Annotated in this window: 12 protein-coding genes and 1 pseudogene; 9 read left to right on the top strand and 4 right to left on the bottom strand. The window is 58.8% G+C overall.

Features of this window, described 5'->3' with window-relative positions:
* Nucleotides 1–77: 77 nt before the first annotated feature.
* Together IPK32_13050 and IPK32_13045 are read left to right on the top strand one after the other, a co-directional pair.
* Nucleotides 78–893 (top strand): glutamate racemase, encoded by an 816-nt coding sequence (locus IPK32_13050; protein ID MBK8092875.1) that lies wholly within the window; start codon nucleotides 78–80, stop codon nucleotides 891–893.
* A 314-nt stretch (nucleotides 894–1207) separates the two neighbouring features.
* Nucleotides 1208–2842 carry a 4-alpha-glucanotransferase gene (locus IPK32_13045; GenBank protein MBK8092874.1) on the top strand — a complete coding sequence of 545 codons (1635 nt, stop codon included), beginning with the start codon at nucleotides 1208–1210 and terminating at the stop codon, nucleotides 2840–2842.
* 6 nt (nucleotides 2843–2848) lie between these two features.
* Here the strand turns inward: IPK32_13045 and IPK32_13040 are convergent, their stop codons facing one another.
* Entirely contained in the window at nucleotides 2849–3802 is a 954-nt protein-coding gene (locus IPK32_13040) for a hypothetical protein (protein MBK8092873.1), read from the bottom strand.
* A 59-nt stretch (nucleotides 3803–3861) separates the two neighbouring features.
* Here IPK32_13040 and IPK32_13035 point away from each other — a divergent pair, with 59 nt between their 5' ends.
* From IPK32_13035 to IPK32_13020, 4 genes are all read left to right on the top strand, one after another.
* Nucleotides 3862–4824 (top strand): ABC transporter ATP-binding protein, encoded by a 963-nt coding sequence (locus IPK32_13035; GenBank protein ID MBK8092872.1) that lies wholly within the window; start codon nucleotides 3862–3864, stop codon nucleotides 4822–4824.
* Nucleotides 4821–6485 carry a hypothetical protein gene (locus IPK32_13030; GenBank protein MBK8092871.1) on the top strand — a complete coding sequence of 555 codons (1665 nt, stop codon included), beginning with the start codon at nucleotides 4821–4823 and terminating at the stop codon, nucleotides 6483–6485. Before IPK32_13035 ends, IPK32_13030 begins: the two co-directional genes overlap by 4 nt.
* Before the next feature lie 88 nt (nucleotides 6486–6573).
* Nucleotides 6574–8019: an MFS transporter gene (locus IPK32_13025; protein MBK8092870.1), complete on the top strand. Its 1446-nt coding sequence runs from the start codon at nucleotides 6574–6576 to the stop codon at nucleotides 8017–8019.
* Between the two features lie 218 nt (nucleotides 8020–8237).
* On the top strand, nucleotides 8238–9905 hold the full coding sequence (locus tag IPK32_13020) for an alpha-amylase (protein MBK8092869.1): 1668 nt from the start codon (nucleotides 8238–8240) through the stop codon (nucleotides 9903–9905).
* Nucleotides 9906–10111: 206 nt separating this feature from the next.
* Here the strand turns inward: IPK32_13020 and IPK32_13015 are convergent, their stop codons facing one another.
* A complete protein-coding gene (locus IPK32_13015; protein MBK8092868.1) occupies nucleotides 10112–10975 on the bottom strand; it encodes a LysR family transcriptional regulator in 864 nt (287 codons plus the stop codon).
* 107 nt (nucleotides 10976–11082) lie between these two features.
* On the opposite strand from IPK32_13015, the gene IPK32_13010 reads away from it, so the two are divergent.
* The 3 genes from IPK32_13010 to IPK32_13000 all read left to right on the top strand — a co-directional run bounded on the left by IPK32_13010 (nucleotide 11083) and on the right by IPK32_13000 (nucleotide 14905).
* Nucleotides 11083–11901 (top strand): sugar phosphate isomerase/epimerase, encoded by an 819-nt coding sequence (locus IPK32_13010; protein ID MBK8092867.1) that lies wholly within the window; start codon nucleotides 11083–11085, stop codon nucleotides 11899–11901.
* Nucleotides 11902–11966: 65 nt separating this feature from the next.
* The gene (locus tag IPK32_13005; GenBank protein ID MBK8092866.1) at nucleotides 11967–13118 is read left to right on the top strand and encodes a Gfo/Idh/MocA family oxidoreductase; all 1152 of its coding nucleotides are present in this window, start codon (nucleotides 11967–11969) and stop codon (nucleotides 13116–13118) included.
* 59 nt (nucleotides 13119–13177) lie between these two features.
* Nucleotides 13178–14905 (top strand): ABC transporter ATP-binding protein, encoded by a 1728-nt coding sequence (locus IPK32_13000; protein ID MBK8092865.1) that lies wholly within the window; start codon nucleotides 13178–13180, stop codon nucleotides 14903–14905.
* A 2-nt stretch (nucleotides 14906–14907) separates the two neighbouring features.
* Here IPK32_13000 and IPK32_12995 read toward each other — a convergent pair whose 3' ends face one another.
* Together IPK32_12995 and IPK32_12990 are read right to left on the bottom strand one after the other, a co-directional pair.
* Nucleotides 14908–16320 carry a DUF1501 domain-containing protein gene (locus IPK32_12995; protein ID MBK8092864.1) on the bottom strand — a complete coding sequence of 471 codons (1413 nt, stop codon included), beginning with the start codon at nucleotides 16318–16320 and terminating at the stop codon, nucleotides 14908–14910.
* Nucleotides 16321–16338: 18 nt separating this feature from the next.
* Nucleotides 16339–17421, bottom strand: a pseudogene (locus tag IPK32_12990) (DUF1016 family protein).
* Nucleotides 17422–17431: the final 10 nt, after the last annotated feature.

Genomic DNA, 17431 nt, shown 5'->3' with positions numbered 1-17431 from the left:
AGGTTCAACTTTGGCAGCCAGGGGCGATGCTTGACCTTTTGACAGCACCGGGAAGTCCGCGCATGCATCGCGCCATCATGCCACAGCCCGCTCCTACCTCTGCCAGCCCCCTCGGTGTCTTCGATTCCGGCGTGGGTGGGCTCACCGTGGTGCGGGCGCTGCGTGAGCTACTGCCCCAGGAGTCCATCATCTACCTCGGGGACACTGCCCGCGTGCCCTACGGCTCCAAGTCGCCTGATACCATCCGCCGCTTTAGCATGGAGGACACGCAGTTCCTCGTCAGTCATGGTGTGAAGGCCGTCGTCGTCGCCTGCAACACAGCCACCGCCCATGCGCTGCCGCTTTTGCAGGCCACTTTTCGCGTCCCTGTCATCGGTGTGCTCGGACCTGGAGTGGATGCCACCCTGGCAGACCCTAGCTGTGAACGCGTGGGCATCATCGGCACCGCAGGCACCATCCGCAGCCACGCGTATCAGCATGAGATCGCCATGCGCCGCCCAGACGTGCTCATCGAGGCCCGCGCCACACCGCTGCTCGTCCCCTTCATCGAAGAAGGCTGGACAGACCACCCCGCACTCAAAAGCGTGCTGCGTGATTACCTCAAACCCCTGCTCGACAAAGGCATCGACACCCTCGTGCTCGGTTGCACGCACTACCCGCTGCTCATTCCCGTGCTCAAGCGCATGCTCGGCCAGAAAGTCCGCCTCGTGGACAGCGCCAGCACCTGCGCCGCCCAGGTGAAGACCCTGCTGGAACAGCAAAACCTCCTGCGCAGCGCCAAAGCAAAGCCCACGCTCGAACTCTTCCTCACCGATCACAGCGAGCAGGCAGAAATCCTCGCCCGCCGCTTCCTGGACGCAGAATTCGGCAAGGTGAAGAAAGCCGTGCTCTAGCCTGCATTTCTAGCACTCTGGGTAAAAAAACACCGCAGTCTGTTTTCGTGTCCGCCTCGTCGGAGTGCTCAGTGCTTAGTGCTTAGTGCTTAGTGCTTAGTGCTTAGTGCTTAGTGGTCAGTTGATTTGCTCCTGGTGATTGCCACTGAGCACTGAGAACTGAGCACTCCGTTCCTGAAATTGTGTGAAGAAAGCCGTGCTCTAGCCGCCCCTGCCAATTTGGAGCCCGATTTCTGCTCCTTCTCCATTTCGCCAACTTTGGGCATGGCATTTGCATCTCGCGGTGACTCGCCACATCATCACGGCCCTCTTTTATGACCACCAAACGCTCCGCTGGTATCCTCGCTCCTGTTTTCGCCCTCCGGCATGATGACGATCTCGGCATCGGCGACACACGCTCGCTGCGTGAGCTCATGGACTGGTCTGCCCAGCACGGCATCGGCTTTGTCCAACTACTGCCCATCAATGAAACAGGCCCGGATAACAGCCCCTACAATGCCATCAGCTCCGTAGCGCTCGATCCCGTGCTGCTGGAGATTTCCCCGCAGACCATCCCAGAGCTCAAAGCGGCTCATGTGGCCGAAGCAAAGGCGGGGGAGGACTTTAGCGGCGATTTGGTCAATTACCCCGCTGCACGCCGCGTGAAGATGAAACTGCTGCGGCTGGCGTATTCGCGTTTTGGCAAAGATAAGGCTCGAGTCGCCGCCTTTGAGGCCTTTTGTGAGCAAGAGGCCTCCTGGCTCGTCGATTACGTCGTCTTCCGCACTCTCATCGACGTGCATGGGAACGAGCTGTGGGACCAGTGGCCCGCAGATGCTCGCCAGGCGGTGCAGCCAGATGCCTTTCATGCCTGGGCGCAGTGGATCGCCTTCACCCAGTGGCGTGAGCTACGGACCTATGGCTCGCAGATCGGCGTGCGGCTCATGGGCGACATCCCCATCGGAGTGAATTTTTACAGCGCAGACGTCTTTGCCAATCCGCAGCTCTTTGATCTCGAATGGAGCGGCGGTGCTCCACCGGAGAAAATCTTCAAAGACGATCTCTTCGTGCAAAAATGGGGGCAGAACTGGGGCATCCCGCTCTATCGCTGGGATGTGATGGAGAAGGATAAATTCGCATGGTGGCGCCAGCGCATCGCGAAGCTCACCGATGTCTTCCACATCTTCCGCATCGACCATGTCCTCGGATTTTACCGCATTTATAGCTTTCCCTGGCGTCCGCAGCGCAATGCCGAGTTCCTCCCACTCAGTGAAGACGAGGCCAAAGCCCGCACTGGCGACCGCTTGCCGCATTTCAAAGAGAACGATGACGATACGCCCGCACACTGCGCCGCGAACCGTGCCGCAGGGGACAAATACCTGCGTATGATCCAATCCGCCGCGCAGGGCGCAGAAGTCGTGGGCGAAGATCTCGGTGCCGTGCCAGACTACGTGCGTCCGCATCTACTCGAGCGCGGCATCCCCGGATTCAAAGTGCCGCAGTGGGAGGTCACGCCTGATGATCGGGCCATCTCTGGCCTCACCTATGATGAGTGCAGCTTCACTACCTATGCCACGCATGATCATCCGCCGATGGCGGCGATCTGGGACGGATGCCGTCACAACATGCATCACGCCCCTGAGCATGAAGACCGCATGAAAGCTGGCCGCGAGCTGCGCCTGCTCGCCGAGTTCGCCAACATGCCCGCGACCAGTGATTACTCACCATACAATGACACCATCAAATGGCAGCTCATGCGCGGCCTGCTGCAAAGCGCCAGCCGCTACGCCGCCATCATGATCACGGACCTCTTCAGCATGACAGACCGCTTCAACGTCCACGGCGTCGTCAGCGATGCCAACTGGCGCACCCGCTTCCCCTACACGGCGCAGCAGATGCAGGAAAAAGCGGAGCTGCGTGCTGAGGCAGAGAAATTCCGTGCTTTGGCCAAAGAGACGAAGCGAGCGTGAGCTTGTTCACCATTCTTCAAAGACATCCCAGTCTGCCGGCAGCTTGATACCCATCTCGGTGGCGTTGCGCTCGGCCTCGCTGCGTTGGCGCTGACGATAGGCCTCGTATTGGCGGCGCTGGTCCGCTGTGAGCACGCTCATGATCGCGGATTCACGGTCAGCACCGGGCCGGATGCCGCTCATGTCATTGCCGACCGAGATGCCGAGCTTGGTATTCGGATCAAAATCCGGCGAGCTGCGGGCCATGATGGCGAAAACTTTATCCTGCTGGGCCTCATCCAGCGGGACGGCCTGGTGTAGGCGCTGGAGGCGGTTGTTGGCCTCGTTTTCGATGGCGGTGGTGCGCTCCACCAGCCTGTCGGCCGTGTAACGCTGCTTCTCAGAGCCAGTCAGTGTGCGCTCCATGAAGTCATCGAGCCCTTTTTTCGGTTTTTGCAGCTTCATGGCCTTCAAGATGTCCTCCATGCGGCTATTCTCGCCAAAGGCCACTTGATTGAAGGTCTCTGCATCCGCGATGGCACGCTCGGCGAGCCAGACTTGCAGTGCTTTTTGCTGCGTTTCGTTGAGGTGGTAGGCCTCTCCCATGTGCGCGGCGATGCGGGCGAATTCCTTCTTTTGCTCACGCATCCGCAGATGCGCCATGACGGGTGCGAGATCACGCAGCGCGGGCTTCAGCCTCTGGTAGAGCCGATCGAGGTCCACGGGCCGTCCATGCTTCAAATCCTCCAAAATATCCGCCGCGCCGCCACGAGCTGCAGCGGCTAGATCGGCCGGTTTCGTGGGGATTTGGGCTTCCAGCTTCGCGATACGGCTCTGTGCCTTCGTCAGCTCGGACTTGAGTAGCTCCGCCTTCTCCTCAGCACTGCCTTCTGGCGGCGGTAGAGAAGCCTGGAAGAAAACAACCGCCGTGCCGCCTATGAGCAAGCCGGTGAGAAGGGCGATGATGGTGCTGGGCTTCATGAGATGGGTGAATTTATGCGCTTGAGTCGTGAACTGCTACTCCTAGACTCCGCCCCTTCATGACTTCTGCAACTGCCGCCATCGACATCCGCGACCTGCGAGTGGACTATGGCGACTTCGTGGCGGTGAATGACCTGACGCTGCAAGTGCCTGCGGGTGAGGTTTTTGGTCTGGTAGGACCGAATGGGGCAGGGAAGACCAGCACCTTCCGCGTGCTGACGACGCTGATGGAGCCGACGTATGGTGAGGTGCGGCTGGCGGGTATCGACATCGCAGAGGAGCCAGAGGCCGCGCGGCGAGTGCTGGGCTACATGCCAGACCTCGCCCCGGTGCCGTCGGATCTGAAGCTGTGGGAGTTTCTCGATCTCTACGCCGATGCGCACGGCCTCGGCACTGCGGCGCAAAGGCGTGTGCGGGTGGATGAATGCTTAGCGGAGGTCGATCTGATGCCGCAGCGTGAGAAACTCTGCAAAACTCTCTCTCGTGGCCAGACCCAGCGCCTCGTGCTGGCGAAAACGCTGCTGCATCGCCCGCGAGTGCTCATTCTCGATGAACCCGCCAGCGGTATGGACCCGCTCTCTCGCCGGAATCTGCGCCTCGTGCTGCGAAAGCTCGCGGCAGATGGGGCGACGGTCTTTGTGAGCTCCCACATCCTCAGTGAGCTCGCAGAGATGTGCACGTCTCTCTGCGTGATGAATAAAGGCCGCCTTCTGGCCTCTGGCACAGTCGATCAGGTGCGCAGGCTCCTGGGCCGTGCGGAGCGTGTGGTGCATGTGAGCCTGCTGGATCGTGAGCACGAGGCCTGCGAGTGGCTGCGCACACGCCCTGGCGTGAGTGAGGCCGTCTTGATCGACAAACGAGTGCGCTTTCATTTCACTGGCAGTGACGAGGAGCAGGCGGACCTACTCACAGCCTGCATCGCAGAAAAATTCCGCGTCACGGTGTTCGAAGAGCAGAAATCTTCCTTTGAAGACATCCTTGTCGATGTGGCTGAAAGCAATGGAAAGGGACAAAAGGCATGAACGACTCACCGACATGTCCTGCATGGAAAATCTGGGCGAATCCCATCATTCGCCGTTACTGCCGCTCACGTCTGCGACCGCAGGGATTGGCACTTTGGCTGATTTTGACGCTGATTTTGAGCGGGTTTGTGTTTTTCATCTCACGCACAGTGTCGATGTATCGCGGCGGCATGCTGCCAGTGGATGCGGAGCGTGTGCCTCTGATCCCGCTGCTCATTATTCAGGCCTTCATCCTCTTTTTCATGGGTGTGGGCCAGGCAGTCAGCGGCATCATCACCGAGGCGGATGAGGGCGTCATGGATTACCAGCGCCTTCAGCCGATGTCGCCCCTAGCAAAGGTGGTCGGATTCTGGCTAGGACTGCCAGTGCGTGAGTGGCTACTGTTTGCTAGCACGCTGCCATTCACCGCCTGGGGCCTATACCATGGACAGGTGCCACTGCGTGCATGGGCGTCGATCTACGGCGTGCTCATCACCACAGCACTGATGTACCATGTCACAGCGCTGGCGGCGGGCATGGTGATCAAGAATCGGCGCTCAGCCACGCTGGTGTCGATGTTTGTCATCGCCATGCTCTATACGGGGATGCCGCAGATCGCCCAGGCGGGGCTGATCTTTTTTGAATACCTCACAGTCCGACCGGTGGTGATGGAGAACTGGCACTTCTTCATGCCACGTGATGCAGGTGGCGTCGCGAAGGTGCTCCGTGAGCTCGATCCACAGGTGAAATTCTTTGGCCTAGAGTTCGATAGCATCGTCTTCACCCTGGTGTGCCAAGGCGGCATCATGCTGACCTTTGGCACCATGGTCTGGCGGCGCTGGTGCCGTGCGGAGTCACATCTACTGGGGAAAGCATGGGCCGTGGCTCTCTTCATCTGGGTGCAGGTGCTCCTGCTGGGCAATGCACTGCCACTCATCGAGCCAGGGAGCATTTTCCCAACGCGTGCTTTTATGAGCAGGTTCCAGTGGGGCAAGTTACTGGACCCTACACTGCGGGAAGCCGTCATCATGATCGGTCTATATGGCATCATTTCGCTGCTCATCATGCTGGTGCTCGTTTTCATCATCACGCCTGCACTCGATGTGCAGTGGCGTGGCCTGCGGCAGGCCAAAAAGCTCTCCCTACCACGCGTGCCACGTCTGCGTGATGCCGCCAGTTCGCTGCCTTTTGTGTTGATGATGATCACCACGGCAGCGGTGAGCTGGAATATCTTTGCTCAGGCAATCATGGACTCAAAGTGGTTCCCTGGTCACTCCCTACCAGCCTATGCACCGCTGGTTTTCCTGCTGGTGCTGGCGAATCCAGTGCTGGCATACTATGCCGTGCTGGAGGGCTGGGGTGGGCGGCGCTTGTTCCTGTGTGTGCTTTTTATCGGCGTGGTGCCGGTGCTCATCGGCACCATCGTCGGCAGCGCTAATAATGGGCTCCTGCCGCTGGCGACCTGGCTCAATGCCATATCACCGGCCTATGGACCCATCGCGGCACCCACGGTGATGGTGCCAGGCACCGATCTGCCTTTGCCAGTGAAGCGTGCTGTGCCTCTGAGCTTCGCATTCTTCCAGGGGATCACATCTCTGCTCACTGTCTGGCTGCTGCTGCGCCTGCGTGCCATCCACCGTGCACGGCGTGCCAGCGTGGAGCAGGATGGGGGCTCAAAGTGAGTTTATAGACTCCGTGGCACACCTATTGGCTAATTGAACAAGCCGCCGTGGTTGCCATATGGGGCCAAAAACGGACACTCGCCGCCGCATGAGCAAACCGCGTCTCTCGTTCGGCGAGATCTTCAACATGAGCTTCGGCTTCCTGGGCATCCAGTTCGGCTTCGGCCTGCAACTGGCGAACATGAGCGCCATCTACACCAAACTCGGCGCTGATCCGTCGAAGATCCCCATCCTCTGGCTCGCGGGGCCGATGACGGGCCTCATCGTGCAGCCGATCATCGGCAGCATGAGCGACCGCACCTGGAATGCGCTCGGCCGCCGCAGGCCGTATTTTCTTTGTGGGGCCATCCTCTCATCCATCGCGCTGTTTTTCATGCCGGACTCTCCTGCACTGTGGGTCGCCGCATCCATGCTGTGGGTGCTAGATGCCTCCATCAACATCAGCATGGAGCCCTTCCGAGCCTTCGTGGCGGACAAACTGCCGCCAGAGCAGCGCACAGTCGGTTTTGTGATGCAGAGCTTCTTCATCGGCATCGGTGCCGCAGTGGCCAATGCGCTGCCGAGCATCCTGGACAAATTCGGCGTCACCGGCAATGCCGCCAACGGCATCCCGCTCTCCGTCATGTGGGCCTTCAAGCTCGGAGCGGCGGCATTTTTGCTCGCCGTTCTGTGGACCGTCTTCACCAGCAAAGAGTATCCGCCAGAGGACATGCAGGCCTTTCAGCGTGAGCGGGCCACACAGCGGACATTTCACTTCAACGCCAAGTTTTTGCTCATCGGCGCTGTCGCCGGTTTGTTACTCGGTGTCGCTCGTGGGCATCTTGTAGAGCATGCGCTGACGATTTGGCATGTCGTGATCGGTGGCGGCATCGGAGCCATCATCGGCCTCGTTCTCAGCGGGCCAGAAGTCGGCTCGGCCATCGCAGAGATGCCGAAAACGATGAAGCAGCTCGCCGTGGTGCAGTTCTTCACCTGGCTCGGTCTTTTCTGCATGTGGATGTTCTTTGGCCTCGCCACCGCGCAGCAGATTTTCGGCACGTTGGATGCCAAATCGCCTGCCTTTGATGAAGGCACTCTGTTTGGCGGCCAAACCTTCGCTTTGTATTCCATCGTCTGCTTCCTCGTCGCCTTCGCATTGCCGCCGCTAGCGAAAAAAACCAGCCGCAAGGCCGTCCACAGCCTCGCCTTGATCGCAGGCGGTCTCTGCCTCGTTGCCACCGGCTTCCTGAAAGGCCCGGAGGCCAAACTACTCTGGCAATGCACCATGATCGGCGTCGGCATCGCGTGGGCGAGCATCCTTTCGATGCCCTATGCCATATTATCTGGCGCACTTCCTGCGGGGCGGATGGGAGTGTACATGGGCATCTTTAACTTTTTCATCGTGATTCCGGAGATCCTCGCCTCCCTGGCGCTGGAGCCCGTGGTGAAGCAGCTTTTTGAAAACGATCCCGTCAAAGTCGTGATGCTCGGCGGTGCGTCGATGCTCATCGCCGCTGTGATGACTCAATTCGTGAGGGACGAGTCACCAGTATGAGCCCCCAACGTGACAATCCGCGAAGCAAAGTAGCCATCTCGCTCCGCGAGATGAGCCCAACGCTCCGCAGAAAACAGCGGGTGATGGGAAGTGGAAATCGTTCGCGATTGCGCAAGCCCTCAGCTCATCTCGACGGAGCGAGATGGCTACTTTGCTGTCGCGTTTTCGTCGTCGCTATTATCTTCTCGCTCAGTTCCTCCCTCCACGCTGAACGCCCCGTGATCTACCAGCTCATGGTGCGGCACTTTGGGAACAAGAACGCCACAAACAAACCGCATGGCACGCTCGCAGAAAACGGCTGCGGCAAATTTGCAGACATCGACGACGCGGCACTGAAATCACTCCGCGAGCTCGGCATCACGCACATCTGGCTCACGGGCGTCATTCAGCAGGCCACGCGCACGGATTACAGCGCCATCGGCCAGCCTGCGGATGATGCAGACATCTGCAAAGGCCAGGCAGGCAGCCCTTACGCCATCAAAGACTACTTCGACGTGTGCCCAGACTACGCGGTGCAGCCAACGAAGCGGCTGGAGGAATTCCGCGAGCTCGTCCAGCGCTGCCACGAGCACGGTTTGAAGGTCATTCTCGACTTTGTGCCGAATCACGTCTCCCGCGCTTATCGCAGCGACATACGGCCAGAGTTGAGTTTCGGCGAAGGAGATGATCGCAGGCAGTTTTTCAGCACACACAATCACTTCTACTATCTGCAACTCGGCTCTCCGCCGCTGAAACTGCCCACAGGCGGTCAAAACGGCTGCGATGGGCTTTTTCAGCTCGAACACGATTTTGGCCGTGTGACAGGCAACAATGCTGCGACGTGGACTCCGAGCCCTCATGACTGGTTTGAGACCGTGAAGCTCAATTACGGCATCAACTTCGTCCACGAGCACTCCGGCGATCACGCCGCCGAAAATCGCACCTGGCGCTGCATGGACGCGATCCTGGCTTATTGGCAAAATTTTGGCGTCGATGGCTTCCGCTGCGACATGGCGCACATGATCCCGATGCCGTTTTGGCGTTACGCTTTGAAAAAAGCACGGGAACGCGACTCCGATGCCTACTTCATGGCCGAGGCCTATGACAATGATCCTGCCAAGCTCACCCATGGTAATGTTCTCGACACACTGCTCGATGCGGGCTTCGATGCCGTGTATGATGATCCGACGTATGATCTGGTGAAAGCCATCTACGACGGCCCCAAGTGGGCGAATGACCTCGATGCGCTCATCACCGACAGCCCGCGTTTTCATCGCAGTCTGCGCTACGGCGAAAATCACGACGAAGTGCGCCTCGCCAGTCCGCAGCAATGGCGCGGACTGGGAATGGAGGTGGGCCGTGGCGTCTGTGGGCTGCTTTTCGGCCTCGGTCGTGGTCCAGTGATGATCTACAATGGCCAGGAAGTCGGCGAGCAAGCCCTCGGGGCCGAGGGCCACGGCGGCGATGACTCGCGCACGACGATTTTTGATTACTGGAGCCTACCAGCACTGCGCAGCGCACCAACTGAGCAGCAAAACAAACTCCGCGCCAGCTATGGCCGACTGCTGCGCCTGATGAATCAGCCTGCGCTAGCCAATGGCAGTGTGAGGCCGCTGAATGCGGAGAATAGCAGCCAGTGGCTCTCTTTTTATGCTCGGCGGGATGCAGAGAGCGGGCAGGTTTACATCATCGTCACCAATCTGCACGGCAGCGAGACAGCGCAGAGCGTGAAGCTAAACCTGAGCGCCGAGTCGCTGGCATGGCTGGGAACTAAAAACGATGCGTTACAATTTAAAGACCGCCTCAACGAGTCACCGCACCTCCTGAGTCGCGAGCTGGGGGAAATCCCGCCGATGACGAGCCTCTATCTGGAGCTCCAGCGCGGTGGAGATGTCGTGGAGCGATGATTTAAAAAGCAGAGGGCCGGGCGGCTCCCGATTCCGCCCGACCCCATGTTTGCTTTTGGCCTCAACCTTGAAGTGCGCGTTGCCGCGACGGTGGGGTTTTCAACCAATCACTCTCAAGACCCAGTGACCTTGGACTTGCGCCCGCAATCACTGTGTAGGCGTTAGATTCGGGCACAGGGGGTTTGTTCAATTCAGTACAAATTTTTTTACGGCCCCCATCTTTCTAGCAGCACCCGGGCCGCTGGAGACAGTTCGCTGCCCTTGCGCCACACCGCTGCGATTTCACGCTGCATCCTCGGCTCGCGCAGTGGCACCGCCCGCAATGACTTGGGTAGATTTGAAGCCGCGAGCTTGGGGATAATGGCTAACCCGAGCCCAGCGGCGACAAGCGCACGCACCGTTTCCAGCTCGCCGCTTTCGCAGGCGATTCGCGGCTCAAATCCGGCTTTACGGCAGGCCTCCAGAGCCGTGTCACGGGCACGGCCTTTGTAAAACACGAAGAACTCGCCCGCCAGACTACGCAGCGCGACTTCATCCTGTTTGGCAGCGGTATGGCCCACGGGTGCGAGCAGCACAAATGGCTCCGTGATGATTCGGCGGTGTTCAAAAATCGACTTGCTCGCTGGTAGCTGCAAAAAGCCGATGTCTGCTCGCCCGGCTTCGACGAGTTCCGCCACGCGTTCAGAACTTTCCTCCATGACTTGCAGGCGCACATCTGGGTGCAGGCGACGAAAGGCGCGGATCACCTCCGGCAGCAGGCAGGCACTCACGCTAGGGATCGCCGCCATCGTCAGTCGGCCTCCGCGCAGCTCCAGCAGGTCCGAAACCGCTCTTTTCGCGTCCTCTGCATCCTGGAGCAGCTTTTCCGCCTTGGGTAGAAAAGCCTGCCCGGCAGCGGTGAGGTGCGTTTCCTTCCGCCCACGCACCAAGAGAGCGGTGCGTAGCTCTGCCTCTAGATTTTTCATCTGCTGACTCAAGGCAGGTTGCGCCATGCGCAGCCGCTCTGCTGCTCGGGTAAAACTGCGCTGACGTGCGATCTCGATGAAGTAGTGAAGCTGGTAGAGTTCCATTTCAGAATGTGGCTGATGAGCCTTAATCAGTTAAACATCACTAATTCTTATCTTAGGCATCGCAAAAACATCTTTTGCTTATAGCCAATAATCTCCACCATTCACGCATGAGCCGACTTTGCGTCCACACCATCACCACCAAGCCCTTGAGCATCGAGGAATGCTTTCGTGATTTCCCGAAGCGCGGGGTGAGTGGCATCACCATCTGGCGACAGGCACTGGAAGGCCGCGATCTGGGCACGGTGAAACGCCAAGCTGCCGATTCTGGCCTCGAGGTGGTGAGTTTGTGCCGAGGTGGCTTTTTCCCGGCGAAATCTGCCGCAGATCGCCAAAAGGCCGTGGACGATAATTTGCTCGCCATCGAGCAAGCGCACGCCATCGGCGCACCACTCATCGTTTTGGTTTGCGGCGCTGTCCCTGGCCAAAACCTCGTCGAATCACGCAAACAGATCACCGACGGCATCGCCGCTGTTTTGCCTGCGGCAGAAAAAGCGGGCGTGAAGCTCGCCATCGAGCCCCTGCACCCGATGTATGCCGATGACCGCAGCGCGGTGAACACAATGCGGCAAGCGCATGAAATCTGCGATGCTCTAGGCTCGCCAAAGTCCGTCGGCATCGCGGTGGATGTCTATCACGTCTGGTGGGACCCGGAATTGAAGTCCCAGATCGATCAAGCTGGCCAAACGGGCCGCCTGCATGCCTTCCACATCTGCGATTGGAAAACGCCGACCACCGATCTCCTCAATGACCGCGGCCTGATGGGCGAAGGCTGCATCAACATCCGGGAAATCAGCGACTGGGTGGACGCCACCGGCTTCACCGGCCACCGCGAGGTGGAAATCTTCTCGAACAAATGGTGGAGCGGCGATCAGGGCGAGTTCCTCGACAAGATCGCGGCCAGCTATCAATCCATTTATCATGCATAGATGACACAGATGAAATCACCCCATCTTCAATCTGCGTAATCAACGGACCCTTTTTCTCTTCTCTTATGACCACACAACGAATCGGCATCATCATGAACGGCGTCACCGGACGCATGGGCACCAACCAGCACCTGATCCGCTCGATCAAGGCGATCCGCGATCAAGGCGGCCTCAAGGTGGGCGATGACCTCGTCATCATGCCGGACCCCATCCTCACGGGACGCAATCACGACAAGCTCGCGGCACTCGCGGCACGCACCGGTGTCACGCGCTTCACCACGGATGTCGATGCGGCGCTCGCGAACCCCGATGACGAGATCTTTTTCGACGCCAGTGGCACGCTGCAACGTGCGGGCTTCATCGAGAAGGCCGTGAAGGCAAAAAAGGCCATCTACTGCGAGAAACCGACGGCGGTGGAGACAGCGGAGGCGCTGCGCCTTGCCAAAGTGTGCGAAGACGCGGGCGTAAAGAACGGCGTGGTGCAGGACAAGCTGTGGCTGAGCGGCATTCGTAAATTCAAGCTGCTGCGGGATCAGGGCTTCTTCGGTCGCATCCTCAGTGTGCGCGGGGAGTTCGGTTACTGGGTGTTCACAGGGGAGGATGGCGACCAGCCTGCGCAGCGTCCGTCGTGGAATTATCGGAAAGAGGACGGCGGCGGCATCATCGTCGATATGCTCTGCCACTGGCGTTATGTGATCGATAATCTCTTTGGCAAAGTGAAAGCCGTGAGCTGCATGGGTGCCACCCATATCCCCAAACGCATCGACGAGCGCGGCAAAGAATATGCATGCACCAGCGATGATGCCTGCTACGCCACCTTTGAATGCGAAGGTGGTGTGATTTGCCAATTCAACAGCTCCTGGACCGTCCGCGTGCGCCGCGATGACCTGCTCACCATGCAGGTCGATGGTACACACGGCAGCGCCATCGTCGGTTTGCGCGATTGCTGGGTGCAGAGCGCTGGCGTCACGCCGCGACCGATCTGGAACCCTGACATTCAGCAGCCGATCAACTTCTTCGAGGGCTGGCAGAAGGTGCCGGATACCACGATTTACGACAATGCCTTCAAAATCCAGTGGGAGGACTTCCTCCGCCATGTGGTGTGCGACACGCCTTTCCCCTGGACCCTGCGTGAAGGTGCCAAAGGCGTCCAACTCGCTGAACTGGGGCTGCAAAGCTGGGCAGAGCGCAAGTGGCTGCCTGTGAATGATCTTTAAGCATGCGCCAAGGGTCTTGACCGCGTCGCTCCTTTCGTCGATGCGAAAGGCTCATTCACATGGGCACCACACTTCGCGTTTTTTCTTATCTCCGGCGTTATCCAGGCATGGCTGTAGCGCAGCTAGTCTGTGCGGTGGGCGGGACACTCATGGTGCTGGTGCTGCCTTCGGTGACGCGAGAGATCATCGATGGCATCATACCGCGCCATGAGTGGGAGCGGTTGGGGAACTCGGCGCTGCTGGTGCTGGGAGCCTTCATTTTGCAGAATCTCTTCAATTCACTGCGCATCCGGCTGAACAACTCCTTTGAGCAGAATGTGATCTATGATCTGCGCAGCGACTTGTACGAGCGGCTTCAGCGTCTGCCCCTGCGCTGGTTTGATAATCGGCCCACTGGAGACATCATGACCACGGTGGCGGAGGATATCCCGGCGGTGGAGCGTGTGCTCATCGACGGGATCGAGCAGGGGCTCGTCGCGGTGCTACAAATCGTCATCGTGGCTGGTTTTATGTTCTATGCAGATGCCACGCTGGCCTGGACCGCCATGCTGCCGATGCCGTTCCTCGCCCTAGGGGCTGTTTTTTACACCAAAAGCGCCCGTGATCGTCATCGCCGGGTGCGTAGCGCTAGTAGTGGTATGAATTCACTGCTGCATGATAACGTGAGTGGTATGCGCCAGATCAAAGCGTATGCGATGGAGCGTGAGGAGCACGCCCGCTTCAATGAAAGCAGCGGAGCACTGAAAAAGGCCACCCTGCACCTGATGCATGTCTGGTCGATCTATCGCCCTAGCATGTCGCTGCTCAAAGATGCGGGCTCCGTGATCATTCTCTGGTTCGGAGCACGAGCGATCATGCATGGAACGATGAAACCCGGTGATCTGACAGCCTTCCTGCTATTGGCGCGGTTGTTTTATGAGCCTGTCGAGCAGCTCCATAGCCTGAATCAGATGATCCAGGCTGGTCGAGCGGCTGGGGAGCGAGTCTTTGGCATCATGGATGCGGAGGAGGAGCGCGGCATCGACGACGGCATCACATTGGGAAGTGTGCGTGGACATATCCGCTACGAAAACGTGGGTTTCAGCTACACGGGTAAGTTACCCACGGTGCATGGCATTACGATTGATGCGCAGCCGGGCCAGACGATCGCTCTCGTCGGCCCCACCGGGGCAGGGAAGTCCACGCTGATCAATTTGCTCACTCGATTCTATGAGCATGATGAGGGGCTGTTGACGATCGACGACGTGCCGGTGAAAAACATCAGCAAATCGAGTCTGCGGCGTCAGATCGGCTATGTGACGCAGGAGAGCTTTCTTTTTAATGGGAGCGTGCGTGACAATCTGCTCATCGGTAAGCGAGAGGCTAGCGATTCGGAGCTTTGGAATGTGCTGGAGAGCGCGAATGCGGCTGAGTTCGTCAAACGACTGCCGCAGCAGCTCGATACGCATGTGGGAGAGCGTGGGATCAAGCTCAGTGTGGGTGAAAAACAGCGCATCAGCATCGCTCGGGCATTGTTGCGCAATCCGCCGATCCTCTTGCTCGATGAAGCCACCGCAAGTGTGGATACAGAGACCGAAAGACTCATCCAGGAGGCGCTGGAACGGCTGATGAAGCAGCGCACGAGCTTTGTCATCGCACATCGACTCAGCACCGTGCGGAATGCAGATCGGATCTACGTGCTAGAGCACGGGCGTATCATCGAGCAGGGCACTCACGACCAGCTCATCGAGGCTGGTGGTTTGTACTCGGAACTGTGCCGCACTTCACTGATCGCAGCGCAGAGCTGAGTCTATGCCAGGATCTTCTGGATCACCTTGCACGGCTCCACGCCCGTCAGTTTGAAATCGAGCCCCGCAGCGCGGAAGGATAGCCTTTCGTGGTCCATGCCGAGTTGATGAAGGATCGTCGCGTGGATGTCGGCCACATGGACTTCGTCTTCGATGATGTTGAAGCCCATCTCATCCGTCGCACCCAGGGTGACGCCGCCTTTGATGCCGCCACCGGCCATCCACATGGTGAAGGCCTGCGGATGATGATCGCGGCCCATGCTGCGACCGAGTGACACACTGGCCTCGACCATCGGCGTGCGGCCAAATTCACCGCCCCAGACGACGAGCGTGCTGTCGAGCAGGCCGCGTTGTTTGAGGTCTTTGATCAGCGCGGCGCTGGCCTGGTCGGTATTCTTGCAGTTGTTGCGCACGTTGCCCTCGACGTTGCTGTGCGCGTCCCAGCCTTCGTTGTAGATGTTGATGAAGCGCACACCGCGCTCGACCATGCGCCGCGCCAGCAGGCAGGCGCGGGCAAAGGACGGCACCTTCGGATCGCAGCCATACATTTTCAGCGTGGCCTCGTCCTCCTTCGTGAGGTCCATCAGCTCCGGTGCGGAGGTTTGCAGGCGGTAGGCCATTTCGTAGTTCGCGATGCGCGTGGCCGTCTCGCCATCGCCATCCAGCTTCAGGCGGCGATGGTTGAGCGAGTTGATGAGGTCGATGGTGTCCTTCTGCGTGCCTGGCGTGATGCCTTCCGGCGTGCTCACATTCAAAATGGGATCGCCCGTGTTGCGGAATCGCGTGCCGGAATACACGCTCGGCAGAAAACCGCTGCTCCAGCACGCCGCGCCGCCGCTGATGCCGCTGCCGGTGCTCATCACGACAAAGCTCGGCAGATCCCGCGTCTCCGCGCCGAGGCCGTAGGTCACCCACGAGCCCATGCTGGGCCGTCCAGGCTGCGAGAAGCCGGTGTTCATGAAAATCTGCGCCGGGGCGTGGTTGAACTGCGTCGTGCGGCAGGATTTCACGATGGCGATGTCGTCCACGATGCTCGCCAGATGCGGCAGCACTTCCGAAAGTTCCGCGCCGCACTGCCCATGCTTCGCGAACTTGAATCGCGGCCCCAACACCGCCGCGTCCGGCCGGATGAAGGCATAACGCTGTCCACCGATCACCGAGGGCGGCAACGGCTTGCCTTCATACTTCGTCAGCATCGGCTTGTGATCGAACATCTCGAGCTGCGACGGCGCACCGGCCATGAACATGTGAATGACAGCCTTTGCCTTCGGCTGAAAATGCGAGGACGCTGCCACATTCGGGCTCTTCGACGCTCCATACGCCGATTCCGCCAGCAACGAAGCCAGCGCGATCTTGCCGGTGCCGACAGCGCAATCGTGGAAGAAGTGTCTGCGGGTGATGTTGGAGGTGTTCATGAGGGGGAAATAGTCTGGTTAGTGTTTCTCTGGAAGAGTGAGAATGTGGCGGCGCTCCAGTTCGGCTCGCAGATCTTCCTCGCTTGGCAGCACCAGCCGGTATTTGGAGGCAAAGAGCCGCCGACTTTCGCTGAGCACTGAGTAGCGCACAATGGTGTCGTCTTTGTCCGTGCAGAGGATGATCCCGAGCGTCGGGTTATCGTCCGGGCCGCGTTTGAGGTCGTCAAACATACGCACATACATGTCCATCAGTCCGATGTCTTCATGCTTGAGCTTTCGTGTCTTGAGATCGATCAGGACGAAGCACTTCAGCAGGTAATTGTAGAAGACTAGGTCGATATGAAAGTGTCCGGTCTCAGTGCTCACTCTCATCTGGCGGGCCACGAATGAGAAGCCGCGTCCCATCTCCATGAGGAAGTCGCGCAGCCTGTCCACAATGGCCTTTTCCAGCCCACGCTCATCACGTCCGCTATTTTCGGGCAACCCGAGAAACTCCAAAACATACGGATCTTTGATCAACTCCTGTGGAGCGGGCGACAGTGTTGGCTTTTTTGATTTTTTTGCCTTCGGAGTCATCAACAAGCGCTCGTAGCTCAACGAGGCAATCTGCCTCTCAAGTTCACGACTGCTCCATGAATGGTCCGCCGCCTCCTGGATGTAGTAGTTTCTGGCGGCCTCGTTTTCGATGCGCATTACCAGTCGGTAGTGCGTCCAGGTCAATTCGCTACGCAGTGCGTAGCTTTTTCCAAAATCGGGATAGATGAGGTAAAACTGACGAAAATTTTTGAGGTTTGCCACAGATAACCCGCTGCCAAACTAATCTCCCAGTTGTCGTGCAAGATCGCTGATCAGATCACTGCCATACTTTGCACGCCGACTGCCTCCTTGCTCTTCCCCCACGATGCGCTGGCCGATCTTCCAATAAGTCTCCACCATGAGAAAATTCACTGCTGCATGGGCCTTCCGCCGAGCTTGCCGAAGAATGCTCCTCACATCGTCGAAGAATCGCTGACGTGTCGTATTTGCAACCGAGTAAGTCTGCTCAAGCTTACGCTGCTTGGCCTTCGACTTGTTTTTGGGAGATGCGGCGCGTTTTGCCATGATCACGGAG

This window comes from Verrucomicrobiaceae bacterium, from assembly GCA_016713035.1.
Classification (GTDB): domain Bacteria; phylum Verrucomicrobiota; class Verrucomicrobiia; order Verrucomicrobiales; family Verrucomicrobiaceae; genus Prosthecobacter.
Note: the sequence above shows the minus strand (reverse complement) of the source record. Positions and strands in the feature narration are given on the sequence as shown.

Excerpts from the sequence above, each read along its gene's own strand:
- IPK32_13010 (MBK8092867.1), top strand. The coding sequence starts at position 11,083 with ATGAGCCGACTTTGCGTCCACACCATCACCACCAAGCCCTTGAGCATC.
- IPK32_13015 (MBK8092868.1), bottom strand. The coding sequence starts at position 10,975 with ATGGAACTCTACCAGCTTCACTACTTCATCGAGATCGCACGTCAGCGC.
- IPK32_13050 (MBK8092875.1), top strand. The coding sequence starts at position 78 with ATGCCACAGCCCGCTCCTACCTCTGCCAGCCCCCTCGGTGTCTTCGAT.
- IPK32_13000 (MBK8092865.1), top strand. The coding sequence starts at position 13,178 with ATGGGCACCACACTTCGCGTTTTTTCTTATCTCCGGCGTTATCCAGGC.
- IPK32_12995 (MBK8092864.1), bottom strand. The coding sequence starts at position 16,320 with ATGAACACCTCCAACATCACCCGCAGACACTTCTTCCACGATTGCGCT.
- IPK32_13025 (MBK8092870.1), top strand. The coding sequence starts at position 6,574 with ATGAGCAAACCGCGTCTCTCGTTCGGCGAGATCTTCAACATGAGCTTC.
- IPK32_13040 (MBK8092873.1), bottom strand. The coding sequence starts at position 3,802 with ATGAAGCCCAGCACCATCATCGCCCTTCTCACCGGCTTGCTCATAGGC.
- IPK32_13045 (MBK8092874.1), top strand. The coding sequence starts at position 1,208 with ATGACCACCAAACGCTCCGCTGGTATCCTCGCTCCTGTTTTCGCCCTC.
- IPK32_13030 (MBK8092871.1), top strand. The coding sequence starts at position 4,821 with ATGAACGACTCACCGACATGTCCTGCATGGAAAATCTGGGCGAATCCC.
- IPK32_13005 (MBK8092866.1), top strand. The coding sequence starts at position 11,967 with ATGACCACACAACGAATCGGCATCATCATGAACGGCGTCACCGGACGC.
- IPK32_13035 (MBK8092872.1), top strand. The coding sequence starts at position 3,862 with ATGACTTCTGCAACTGCCGCCATCGACATCCGCGACCTGCGAGTGGAC.